Source organism: Myroides sp. LJL116 (assembly GCF_054871685.1).
Window position 1 is genome coordinate 1 of record NZ_JBTXLR010000029.1, and the last position, 12,474, is coordinate 12,474.

Consider the following 12,474-nt stretch of genomic DNA (forward strand, 5'->3'; position numbering starts at 1 on the left):
CTGTAAGAGAAGCTACTAGAAAATGGACTATGCCAGTAAGAAACTGGGGAATAATATTAGACCAATTTATGATCCTATATAAAGATAGGGTTAGACTTTAAACAAAACCTAACCCAAGCTTATTTTTTGAACTTACACACTTAAAGATACAGTGCCCCAAAAAATTAGATACTTTTTGGGGTCAGTCTAGAATAGTGGTGCAGTTTGGAGTGGAATATCCACAATCTTCAAATTTGCTTTTTTGAGTGCTTTTTGAAGTTCTACAACTTGCTTATTAAGCTTTTTTACAACGGTTCCTTGCCCAACTGGTTTTGCCATAACCTCTTCACTTAAATTACTGAGTTTAAAAGTTAGTAAAGAATCTTCAATTACCCAAGAGTTAATTGTATTACGACTTATTAAATACCTTTTTGCTGCTGACCTATTGCTAAAAGCACCGGGCTTTATCTCTGAAACAACCTTTTGCTTTACTGATAATGGATACGAATTCCAGTAGGTTTTTGATTGATCTGTTTTTTGTTCTGTCAATTTTTCCATAACTGTAACTTTTAGAAGTTTAAAGCTATTTCAGGACGAGACATAAACTAAATACACTAACTCATCAATTTCAAATTAATCCTTTTTTGACTTAATCCATAACTTTTAAATTTATATCTCATAAAAGCTGATGCCATATCTTCGTGAGTTGAAACAATTATTTGATTTGAATAAAATTCATTTCGTAACAACTCGATGAACCCTACGATATTTATTTCATCCATGGTTTGAACTGGATCATCAATTAAAATAATTTTATTTTGACTATATTTTTTATGTAATGCCAAAGTGAACGAGATAATTAAAGCGGAAAGCTGACCAGAACTCATTGAAAAAATTGCGTCAAAAGTTTTTATTGGACTGGTTTGAAATCTTATACCCTCTTTATCAGAAAAAATAAAAAGTCCTAAACCTCCTTGAAAATCCTGCATAATTCTACCTGAATAGATATGAAATATAATTTCTATATCTTTAATTACTTTCTTTTGATAGGTGCTTAATGATTCAGCGTAAATGTCTTTTAATTTCAGTAACGTAACTTCAAACTCTCTAGCTTTACTCAGTTTAATCTCTTTCTTACTGAGTTCCATTTTCTTACCTTTAATAATCTCATTTTGTAAAATAGAATACTTGTATTTTAAAAAATCCTCTTTCTTAAGAATACTTTCCATTGATAATGCATCTAATAATTCGAAGCTATTATCAAAATAATTAGCAACTATATCCTTGAAATAAGGCTCAATTGCATGAGGATTAATGTCAGATTTAATAGCTTCTAATTGAGGCCTTATAACATTATCAAAATCAATTACTACACTACTATTAATATCTCTATTTAAATATTGAGAATAATTAAAGCTAATCTTTTCAAATTCACTTTTTATTTTATTAATACTTACTTCGTCAAGTAAATCTAATCTTTCTATAAATTTTATATCAAATTTATTTTGTTTTAATTTTTGACTAAATATTGGTACTAGAGTCTGTAAAATCCATTGTGTAAACTCTTTAAATTTCTCACTTAGTACTTGATTTTTTGAAGAAGTTAATTCTTCTAAAGAAAGTGTTTGTTTATTGATATTGATTAATAAAGTATCAATATTAATCCAATCAAAACCACAAAGAAAACAAGTCCCACTATCCTCTGAATTTTGATCATCTTTAAGTTTACTAATACTTTCAATTAATTTCTCTCTAGATTCCCTAATCTTTAAATAGATACCTTGTAAGTCATTTAATTCTTTTAGATCACTTTGAATACTATTAAAGTCTATCTTAAACTTCACTTTCAAACTATCTTCAATAAAATTAAAACCATCCAATTCTATTATAAACAACTCATTTTTAATATTATCTATAGAAAGATTAGTTAAAGTCTTAACCATATTTTCATAGTCTTCAATTTCTTTCTTATTTACCAAGAGCTCTTTTTTTCTATCTAGAAAATGAAAATATACTAAGAAATTATTAATACTTTTTTGATTACTGATTAACTTTGTTATTCTTAAATTCTTTATATAATTTTTAAAATCTATCTTTTTTTCAACTAATTTTTTAAGTTTAGTTATAATACCATCCTCACCAAAAAGGTTTTCAAATTCATATTGTTGAAAATCAAAATCTTCAGTATCCCAAGTATATAATTTTTCAGGAAATAATCTCGAATATTCAGTATTCTTAAATTCCTTTTTCAAGAAAGCTTCTGAATTATCAATAGACTCTTTCAGTGAAGCAATTTCAGCACGTTGCGTAGCGTTAGATAACTCTTTGACTTTTTTTATTAATACTTCTAATTTCTCGAGTTTTTTATCAAATTCAACTACATTAAACAAATGAGATATATTATCTTTCCTATTTTTATCCTTCTCCTTGAGTAAAAAAAGGCTATCTTCTTGCTCTATATAATTTAAAAAATGAAAATTTCGTTTATAATTTGTGCCCAATAATTGATTTAAATAATTTTCTTCATCTACAATTAATACCTTTTGTTCTCCATCAAAATATTCCTTTGTATATAATTTATAAATCTCAAAACTAATTTTATTGGTTAAATTTTCTCTCTTTGCTTCTCTACATAAAATGTAATCCTTTCCATTTTTAGAAAATTCAATTGTTATTGATAAATTACCATCTGCATAATCACATAAAAATGGATGCTCCATATAGTTTTCTCTCCTATCTACAACAAGAGGTTCCAAAGTAACATATCTTCTTATGGCACCAGTGAACAATAATTCAATAGCATCATATATTGAAGTTTTTCCGAATCCATTTGGCCCATCAAATACAATTAGATTGGAATCATCAAAATCTATATTTAGATGTTGAAAAACTTTAAAATTCTTAATTTGTATCTTTCTTATTTTCATCTGTACTTAGTGTATTTAATAACAATTCATAGATAGAATCCGAATCCTTTTGTTTAATATCGTCAATTCCTAGATTAAAAATATTATGCTCGATAACATCATTAATATCACCTAATGAACTAGCAAATACTTTTTCTTTATTCGTTTCATTCAGTGCTTCTAAATTATCTTCTTGAACAATTATTAATTTTATAACCGGTATTTTAAATGCTAAACGATAGAGCAGTGATTCATAGGAATTGTTATTAAGACTTTCTTTGTGAATTTTAAAGATTGACTCGTCTAAAATCTTACTTTCAATAAAATTAGCAATGTTTGTACCTTCTGTTTTTAAAGCATTATTCAAATGCTCATATTCACTCTCCTTATACAATATTACCTGCTTCTTAAATAAGTAAGGGTTTTCTTCTATCTCCATGACCTTTTTTTGGACTCCTTCAAAACTTTTTACTTTATAGATAATTAAAAGATTCGCATTTTTATCAAACCAATCATTATTTAATATTTTTTTTGCTTCTTCAAAATAGATAGCTTGATTAGCAATAATGTCTTCAAGTTTATAAGTTTCTAAAATTAACCAATAAGATTTTTTATCATTTTCTTTAAAAGAAAAGGCAGTACATAGTTCAAGATCTTTCTCGACAGTCTTGTCATCGTTACTTTTGTATTTAATATACTCACTTTCAAAAGCTACAACTTCAACAAGTCCTAATTGTACAAATAAGTCTTTAATTAATGTTATCATTTAATTTCTGTTTTGCTTGTTCTCTGTCTATTAACGAAACTTTTTTCCAATTTGTAATTTTCTTATTGTGATCAATATCTTCCCCAATAACAAATATTTTTCCAGCTTCGTGTTCAATAGATTCAATGTCACAATTGTCTGTAATAATAAAATCACTGTTAAAGGGAATATCAATTAATGTATTTTGTACAGTATCCATAATACCTTGACATAATAATCGCCTATTAGGTCTACTATTAGATGAGTTAATTGTCGATGGAAAATAAAACTTACCTTCAATATCTTTCCAACCTAATTTAGATCCACCTATTCCATCACTGTCGCGTATTTCTAAAAGTGTATACAAAAAAGCTGCTTTGAAATTCTCATTATCAAGAGTATTATTCTTATATTCTTCTAGGTTCGTATATTTAATTTCTTTTTGGGGAGATATTTTCTGTAGGAATTCTTTAAATTCATTATCACTTAGGTTATTTAAGTATAAAAGATAATTCGCGAGTTTACTTTGCCCATCAACATCTATTAGGTCGTCAAAGGCAATACAAAACTGTTGATAATAGTTATTTAAATCTAGTAAAACTCTTTTATAATAAAATTTTTCACCAAATAACGCATCATTATAATCTAATAATATATTACTAACGAAATTTTCTAATGGCACTGTAAAATAATATGCTCCTTCCCTAATAGTTAGGCCATTCCTTTTATGGTTAGATGCATGAACTGCTAATATTTGACTTGTAATAATATCTTCTAAAATTCCAGATAAAATCATTACATAACTTTCGTTTTGAATAAATTCAATTTTGTTATATTTATCTAGGCAATGTTTTATTTTGTCGATTATTAATGCCTGCAATTCTTCAACTCTGCAAAAATCCTGATTATTATACTGATAAATTTTTAAATCAGGATGAACAGTTTCAATGTCAATTTTTGATCTTTCATTTTGAGTAGCTAAATGAAAATAAGCATTATCCGTACAAGAGAAAGCCCTTTTTCTTTTCTCTATCTTTATAAAATCATCTCTATAATCACTATACAAATTACTTTTCATAGCTTTTACTTGATGAAGTGAAATAGGGACTATATTACCAAAATTGTCATATTCGACTATTGCAAAATCCTCAATAGATTCTAGTTGTAAATGAAAACCATCAACATCATTTCTTTCATATATTAAATTAAGTACATGATAAAGAGCAACTTTACCTTGATACACGAAACCACTCCAAGTAGCAGCTGCAGAATGTATATCATTTGGATCTATTAATTGAATCATAATTATATTGTAATAACATTATCTATTTCTTTCATCAATCTGTCGGTTTCCACTAAAACAACAATCATTTGATTATAGTGTCTAATATCATCAAAGGACAATTCAATACCCTTACGATCTTTCAACCATTTCTGTGCTGGTTGATATCCTCCTAAATAAAAGCTCCAAGCTACTTCAGGGACATTTGTAAAGTATTGGGTATCGTTAATAAAAACCTTTCCTCCTTTAAAAACTGGTTTAACCACAATATTATCTCCACTTTCAGGGTAAGAAGATATAAAATTATTTATTTTGTCTGATTCTAGTAAATGTAATACACGAATTTGTTTACCTAAATCTACTAATTTCCAAAAAGATACCGAATCATATGGGTAGGGCACACGAGGAAAGTCAATTTTTAAGAATTCCTTATACGTATCTCTATATTTAGGTGAATTCAATACAGCATAGACATAATCTAGTACATCCACAGGAGCAAAAGTACCGGCTGTATTTTCTTTTTCGTTTGTAAAGTGCAGACCTAACTTAATCTCTATTTCAGTAACTATTTCAGTATTCAAGTTTGGACTTCGTATTGATGTTTCTTCGAAAGTGATCTGATTTGTGTCATTATAGAGATATAATGGAAATAAGTATGTCCCCCCTCTATTACTATACATAGTTCTCTCATCTATTAATGAGTTTGTAACATATACATGACTATAAGGAGCTGCTTGAAAAAACTGTCGCATTAAACACAATCCTAAGTTTTCCTTTAACAAATGTTTCATTACTGTTAACCTAGGTCTTCCTAAAAATCCCGACGAAGATTCAGTATAAATAATATATTTGAAATCTAATGGTCTGTAATTATACCTAATTATTTCACTTTTATTATTAACAATATCATTTTTTGCATTTACAAAGTTCCATCCTGTACTTTCAGTTTTATTGAAAATTTGTTTAAGTTCATCAATAGAACTATTTGTAAACAACTCTTTTGTTTTTACTAGCTCGGATTTATTACTATTAACTGAAATTACATCACATTTAGTTTGAATACCAGAGTTGTATACTTGAAATAACAAATCTAATTTTATTCCTAAATTATACTCATTACTAAGTGAAAAATCTTTTTTAGTAAAAAAGAAATTAGTTTTATCTAGAGTTAATTCATTCCACTTTAAAGACCTAATAGTTGCCTCATTTAATAAATTATATTTAAAATCTCGTTTACCATATACATCTAGATGAAAAACTTTAGCTAACTCCCCCTCGTCTTTATTTCCGTTCTTTATCAATATATTAATTGAAACACCTTGCTGGATATCAAAGACATTTTGATCTACAGAACCATCTTCCGCTACTTCTTTTTTCATGGTATTACCATGTAAATCCATAATATAAATCTTATCAAATGATTCCAATAAAGATTTACGCATTTGTCTATGCGTAATACCATCAATGAAACTATTGTTTGTGATATAAGCAAGTACTCCACTACCCCTTTTGTCTACGAAATATTGACCATATCTAATAAATTTAATATAATCATCATCTAAATTAAGTTTTCGTTCATTAAGATTTTTTTTATAATCCTTTAACAAATCTTGAATCCAGGTACTCTTATTAGTAGAACTCACGGCATAAGGCGGATTCCCCATTACTACCATTACAGGAGTGTTTTTTTTAATAAAATTTGCTTGATTACTTTCTTCAGAAAGCCAAGAGCTAAAAAGAGTCCCTGTATCCTTATGCTCTTTCTCTAATGAATTAGTTAAGAAAATACGAAACCTCTCCCCACTATTGCTTTTATACCCTGTTTCCTGTAACAACATATCCATTTTTAAATGTGCCATAGCATAAGAAGCCATTAATAACTCAAAACCATTTAAACGAGGAATTAAATCTTTCTCCACATACTTCGTCCACACCCCCTCCATTCCTTTAAAAGTTGAGAAAATCTGCTTGACAGTTTCAGCTAAAAAAGTTCCTGTACCGGTAGCTGGATCAAGTATCTGCACACGATGAACCTCTAGTTGGCCTTGCTTATATTTTTGTTTCTTTTTATCAAAAACTTGTGTATCAACATCTATTTTTATTTTGGAAGTGTCAGTTAAACCTAGAGGTAAGTCAAATTCATCTTTTAAAATATCATCTACAGCACGCACAATGAAATTCACTACAGGTTGTGGCGTGTACCAAACACCTCTTGCTTTACGCAACTTAGCATCATACTTAGAAAGAAATGTTTCATAAAAATGAATTATAGGATCCTCCATATTTGTACTCTTACCAAATCCTTTCATAATTTGATGAACATCTGTCGCTAAAAACACATTCACTAACTCATCTACAACCCAATCAATACGACTATCTAGATCAAATCCAGCAATATCTTGAAATAGCTTTCTTAGAAAAGGGTTTGATTTTGGAATCAGATTGGCAGCCTCCATTCGAGAAAATGTACCTAATGTAGTATCATTATAGCGAGCAGCAAACATACCGTAGGCAATGGTTTGTGAATAAATATCTGAAAATGCTTTATTGTCAATATCATGAATAAGCATATTTTTAAACGATAACATCTGCTGTTTTAAAGGAGATAATAGCTGTAATTCATCATCTGCATTTAAAGCCTTTTCGATAATATCAGCCATCAGACGAGCTTTTCCTGCTAATAACTCTGCAAGTCTCTCTGCCGAACGGATAGTTTGGGATACGACTGTACTAAAATTCCTTATAAGATTATCAAATATAGGGATGTTGTCATGGATCGGTTTAATAGTTCCATTAACAATCTCCCCAATAGTAATAGATGTTGTTAACTCTCCATCTCTATAAAAATCAAACTTTAAGTAATCTGTAATTATTAGATTGGTTAAACCCTCTTTATATCTACCAAACTGCCCTTGAAGTTGTTTTGACTTTAAATCAACTCCTATATCCTTTGCCTCGATATATCCAATAGGAATACTACTACCTATCTTAGTTAGCACATAATCAGGAGCACCACAAGCTTGCCTTTTAGGTTCATTGGTAGCTTGAATACTAGGCAGTAAACTCTCAATTAAATATTGTAAATCACCTCTAAAAGTATGTTCTGTCGAATTTCCAAGCTTAAAACGATTATTTAAATTGGTAATATATTGTAAAGTGTTCATTTTAAAAGTATAAAATCATTAGTAACCAAAAATAGGCATATTTTAAAACAAGTTAAAAAGAATTAAAGCTACTCCAAACAAACTCTATCAAATTAGCTGTTTTTATTAGCTAATGTGGAGTTCAACCTTAAAATCAATAAAAGATAAGTTTAAATTAAGCTACCGTAATAAACTCTAAGCTAAAAATAGCTCATCCTTTTTTTTGTATACTTATTCCCAAAATGACTACATTTGTACTTGAAAACATTACGAACACGCGTAAGCTATCGTTTGGGTTAACTGAAATTGCGACCTTCATTAAACAACCTATAAACGATAGGCTTACGTCTGTGCCTTATATTGGAGTAGGCGAAGTCTATTGGATTGTTGGGTTGTCGCAAACCTCAGTTAACAATAGTTATGGGTCTTGCGCCTTTTTTTATAAGGCCTATGAACTACACTAGTATATTTACAATATTAAATCGCCTTTTATTTAATCAAGATTCCTTTAACTTCCGAAACAGTTTAAAAAAAAACTGGATATCCTAATTAAAACCGCACAATTAGTTAAGCAGCATTTTTAAATTGTGTTTTTTGATTAAATTCTTCTATTGTAAGGTAATTTAAATAAGAATGTCTCCGTTTTCTATTGTACCAGGTTTCAATATATTGGAAAATCTTTATTTCCACTCGTGAACTAGTAAAAAGTAAATTACCATAAATCAGCTCTGTTTTAAAGGATTTAAAGAAGCTTTCCGCTACACTATTATCCTAGCAATTGGCTTTTCTACTCATACTTCTAACCACTCCAAATGACTCTAAATAGTTAGCAAATTTATAATTTGCGTATTGTACTCCTTGATCAGAATGAAAGATTAATCCCTTTTTAAAAAATCTGTTTTTCTTAGCCATTTTAAAGGCTGCTAGGGTTGTTTTTTCTGTTGACATATCTTTACTCAAGCTCCGCCCAATTACTTTTCTATCGTATAAATCTATCACGGTAGTTAGGTAAACAAAACCTCCTTTTACAGCTATGTAAGTTATATCCGATACCCATGTTTTTCCAGGTTCAGTCTGATTAAATCTTCTGTTTAGGATGTTCTCTACTATCAAAAATCTATGATCAGAATCTGTAGTTATTCTAAACTTCATAGATACTTTTCTTTTTAAACCTAACTCCCTCATACACTTAGCTACTGTCGGTTCCGATATTTTATGGCTGTTTTTATTGAGATCTACAGTTATCCGAGGACTTCCGTAGCGTTGTTCACAATTAAAATAAGTCTCCTTAATAAGCTGTTTCAGAACTGTTTTGGTTTGTTGTTTTTTACTAATTGGAGACCGTTTCCAATGGTAATAACTACTTCTACTAACCTCTAAAACTTTGCACATTGTCTCAACTGGGAACTCATCTTCATGATCGAAGATGAACTTATAAATCATTGATCGGTCTTTGAGAAAATGGCAATTGCTTTTTTTAATATTTCATGCTCTAGTCTAGATGCTGCTAACTGTTTCTCAAGTTCTCTAATTCTCTCCTGTTCTGGAGTAAGTTTTGGATTTCCATTACCTGGAAAACTTGCGTCTCCAAATTCTGCAGACTCTTTACACCACTTATATAATAGTGTAGATGTAATTCCTAACTCTCTAGCTAGATCCGATTTGTTTTTTCTATCCTTAGCAAGTTTAACTGCTTGCTGCTTAAAAGCAGCATCATACGTCTTTCTAATTCTCTTCTTAATTCAAAGATAAGTTTTTATGCTTAACTTAATGTGCGGGCTAAGTTATGAAGTCCACTACCTTAGAAACAACACAATCTTCTGTGTTCTCTATCTCTGTTAAAATTCTTTCTATCTCACTCATAACTAATTTCCCTTTTTAACCTATATAGATTTTTTGATTAATTTTCCATAATTCATCTTGTGGGACTTAGACTAATGTAGTTTCCAGCTTATAGAATGGTAATAACACACCTCCTTATAAGCTGACCTAATTTGACTTCTTTATTTGTATTTTAAAGTAAGGAGCCTTAGCATTCAAAGACTTGTCATAATCCAAAGCTCGGCCTGGATAAAGGTAATTACAATACCTCAAATAGAATATATAATTATCGTAGAGCAAATGGTTCATCATTTAGTAAGTCACTTTGTAATTGAGCTAAAATAATATTTACAACAAAAATCTAACCTTGATAAAGGCATTCACAAGAAATCCCTTTTCCAATACTACTTCTAGATTTACTCCTACCTCAAGTCTATTTACTAAGAATGTTGCCTTGCATCCAAAATTTAGCAGTTATTCTAAAAGGAAGACCTATCCTACTTCTAAGGCAAGATTATCAATATCTCAAATAAGAAAACTAATTAGTATAAATTCAATATTTTACAGTTAAACCAAATTACAAACAAAGTCTATTTATGAATATATTTAAATATAATAATATTATACCTTTTAATAGTAAGAATAATGGAGGTGAAATTTTTACTCTGTCAAAATATTTGATATTCCACCATGGTGGACTTTTCGCTTAGCGCCACAATTATTTTCATCGCATTGTAATACATAACTTCGCAAATTCTAATATGTTCAAACACCATATTTTTTTACACCATAGAATTATATTATCTTGTACATAAACAATTTACAACCAAATTGTAATTATATATTGTGATTAGACAATCTCACACAATTTCAACAAGTGTATCAATATTTCAAACAATATAGTTATTATCTAAATTATTACTTTAAAATATAAATTATGAGCAATCGCAGTAGTGTCATGGCATTAAAAACAGGAGGAAAAACATGGGGACCTAATTGCTATTTAAAAGATATAAAAAAAGATTTAAAACGAAAAAAACAAAAGGAAAAAGTTCTTAGGAGAAAAGCGTTGAAAAAAGAAAGAAAAGAAAAAAACTGGATTTTTCTTCTAAAAAAATTTCATTTACATGATCAAGAAGAAAACTTAGAGTTGAATTCTCTAAAGACAACTTACTTAAAATATACACCAAAATATCAAATAGCAACAAATAACGCTGTGAAGTACTATAAAAATCATTGTAAAAAAGCTGATAAACAACCTGATATAAAAATTTTCCTTTTTAATATCTTTAACTTTATCTACATACAAAAAGACCTAGTTTCAAAAAAGAAGAAATTAAGGACAAGACAAGCACTATAAATATTTAGACAGTTATGGATACAAAGAAGATTATCTCCGATGAAGTTTTCAACGCCTTAAAGACTAATGAAGACGCGAGCTTCCTTGTTTAAGGATTTACAAAAACGTGCAATTGAATGTATGTTAGAAGGTGAGTTAAATGCCCACCTAGACTATGATAAACATGATCTTAGAAAGGATCAAAACGCACGTAATGGTTATACTACAAAGACCATAAAAAGTGATTTAGGAGAAGATGTAATTAAAGTACCTCGAGATAGAGATGCTACTTTTAACCCAATGATTGTTCCTAAAAGGAAAAACATGATTGACGGATTAGAAAACGTTATCGTTTCCTTATACGCCAAAGGGATGAGTGTGGCAGATATTGAGCAACAACTCTTAGATATCTACGGTTTTGAGGTGTCTCAAGCTACTATTTCTAGAATAACTGATGCCGTATTAGCGGATATAGTAACTTGGCAAAATCGCCCCTTAGAACCTGTTTATCTCATAGTTTGGATGGATGGTATCGTATTTAAAGTACGAGAAGGAACTAAAGTCCTTAATAAAACAGTTTATATAGCTATTGGTTTACGCACAGATGGACGTAAAGAAGTACTTGGTCTATGGCTTGGAAAAAATGAATCTTCATCGTTTTGGATGACTGTTTTAACGGATATAAAACTACGAGGAACAGAAGATATATTAATAACAGCTACTGATAATTTAAACGGTTTTACCGATACAATTCGTACCGTATTTCCTGAATCTAAAACACAAATATGCGTTGTACATCAAATTCGCAATGCCTGTAAATACGTGGTATACAAAGACAAGAAGCAGTTCACAGCAGATATGAAGCATATTTATAATGCACCTAACAAAGCTGCTGCAGAGGCTGCTTTAAATGACTTTGCAACTCTGTGGGAGGACAAGTATTCTTATGCTATTCAAAGCTGGAGAAATAACTGGGATGAACTAACGGTATTCTTTGAATTTCCTGTAGAGATCAGAAAAATCATCTATACGACTAATCTAATCGAAAATCTCAATGGCAAAATAAGGAAATACACCAAAAATAAATTATCCTTTCCTACAGATGAAGCTGTCCTAAAATCCGTATATTTGGCTGTAAGAGAAGCTACTAGAAAATGGACTATGCCAGTAAGAAACTGGGGAATAATATTAGACCAATTTATGATCCTATATAAAGATAGGGTTAGACTTTAAACAAAACCTAACCCAAGCTTATTTTT

Annotated in this window: 10 protein-coding genes; 2 read left to right on the forward strand and 8 right to left on the reverse strand. The window is 29.6% G+C overall.

The window, feature by feature from the left end; genetic code table 11:
- Positions 1 to 186 precede the first annotated feature (186 nt).
- The 8 genes from ACYSNM_RS13315 to ACYSNM_RS13350 form a co-directional block, all read right to left on the reverse strand.
- Positions 187 to 537, reverse strand: a complete 351-nt coding sequence (locus ACYSNM_RS13315) for a hypothetical protein (RefSeq protein ID WP_461757367.1) — start codon at positions 535 to 537, stop codon at positions 187 to 189.
- Positions 538 to 593: 56 nt separating this feature from the next.
- A complete protein-coding gene (locus ACYSNM_RS13320) occupies positions 594 to 2,906 on the reverse strand; it encodes an AAA family ATPase (RefSeq protein WP_461757368.1) in 2,313 nt (770 codons plus the stop codon).
- The gene (locus ACYSNM_RS13325) at positions 2,881 to 3,651 is read right to left on the reverse strand and encodes an ABC-three component system middle component 1 (RefSeq protein WP_461757369.1); all 771 of its coding nucleotides are present in this window, start codon (positions 3,649 to 3,651) and stop codon (positions 2,881 to 2,883) included. Before ACYSNM_RS13325 ends, ACYSNM_RS13320 begins: the two co-directional genes overlap by 26 nt.
- Entirely contained in the window at positions 3,635 to 4,933 is a 1,299-nt protein-coding gene (locus ACYSNM_RS13330) for an ABC-three component system protein (protein WP_461757370.1), read from the reverse strand. Before ACYSNM_RS13330 ends, ACYSNM_RS13325 begins: the two co-directional genes overlap by 17 nt.
- Before the next feature lie 2 nt (positions 4,934 to 4,935).
- A complete protein-coding gene (locus tag ACYSNM_RS13335) occupies positions 4,936 to 8,076 on the reverse strand; it encodes a type ISP restriction/modification enzyme (RefSeq protein ID WP_461757371.1) in 3,141 nt (1,046 codons plus the stop codon).
- Between the two features lie 546 nt (positions 8,077 to 8,622).
- The gene (locus tag ACYSNM_RS13340; RefSeq protein WP_461757375.1) at positions 8,623 to 8,781 is read right to left on the reverse strand and encodes an IS3 family transposase; all 159 of its coding nucleotides are present in this window, start codon (positions 8,779 to 8,781) and stop codon (positions 8,623 to 8,625) included.
- 45 nt (positions 8,782 to 8,826) lie between these two features.
- Positions 8,827 to 9,498 carry an IS3 family transposase gene (locus tag ACYSNM_RS13345; protein WP_461757372.1) on the reverse strand — a complete coding sequence of 224 codons (672 nt, stop codon included), beginning with the start codon at positions 9,496 to 9,498 and terminating at the stop codon, positions 8,827 to 8,829.
- Entirely contained in the window at positions 9,495 to 9,797 is a 303-nt protein-coding gene (locus tag ACYSNM_RS13350) for a transposase (RefSeq protein WP_461757376.1), read from the reverse strand. Before ACYSNM_RS13350 ends, ACYSNM_RS13345 begins: the two co-directional genes overlap by 4 nt.
- A gap of 1,016 nt (positions 9,798 to 10,813) precedes the next feature.
- Between ACYSNM_RS13350 and ACYSNM_RS13355 the strand changes: the two genes are divergently transcribed.
- Together ACYSNM_RS13355 and ACYSNM_RS13360 are read left to right on the forward strand one after the other, a co-directional pair.
- The gene (locus ACYSNM_RS13355; RefSeq protein ID WP_461757373.1) at positions 10,814 to 11,236 is read left to right on the forward strand and encodes a hypothetical protein; all 423 of its coding nucleotides are present in this window, start codon (positions 10,814 to 10,816) and stop codon (positions 11,234 to 11,236) included.
- A 66-nt stretch (positions 11,237 to 11,302) separates the two neighbouring features.
- The gene (locus tag ACYSNM_RS13360; RefSeq protein WP_461757374.1) at positions 11,303 to 12,448 is read left to right on the forward strand and encodes an IS256 family transposase; all 1,146 of its coding nucleotides are present in this window, start codon (positions 11,303 to 11,305) and stop codon (positions 12,446 to 12,448) included.
- The last annotated feature ends 26 nt before the right edge of the window (positions 12,449 to 12,474 follow it).

Coding starts and splice junctions, on each gene's coding strand:
- ACYSNM_RS13315 (WP_461757367.1), bottom strand. CDS start 537: ATGGAAAAATTGACAGAACAAAAAACAGATCAATCAAAAACCTACTGG.
- ACYSNM_RS13320 (WP_461757368.1), bottom strand. CDS start 2,906: ATGAAAATAAGAAAGATACAAATTAAGAATTTTAAAGTTTTTCAACAT.
- ACYSNM_RS13325 (WP_461757369.1), bottom strand. CDS start 3,651: ATGATAACATTAATTAAAGACTTATTTGTACAATTAGGACTTGTTGAA.
- ACYSNM_RS13330 (WP_461757370.1), bottom strand. CDS start 4,933: ATGATTCAATTAATAGATCCAAATGATATACATTCTGCAGCTGCTACT.
- ACYSNM_RS13335 (WP_461757371.1), bottom strand. CDS start 8,076: ATGAACACTTTACAATATATTACCAATTTAAATAATCGTTTTAAGCTT.
- ACYSNM_RS13345 (WP_461757372.1), bottom strand. CDS start 9,498: ATGATTTATAAGTTCATCTTCGATCATGAAGATGAGTTCCCAGTTGAG.
- ACYSNM_RS13355 (WP_461757373.1), top strand. CDS start 10,814: ATGAGCAATCGCAGTAGTGTCATGGCATTAAAAACAGGAGGAAAAACA.
- ACYSNM_RS13360 (WP_461757374.1), top strand. CDS start 11,303: ATGAAGACGCGAGCTTCCTTGTTTAAGGATTTACAAAAACGTGCAATT.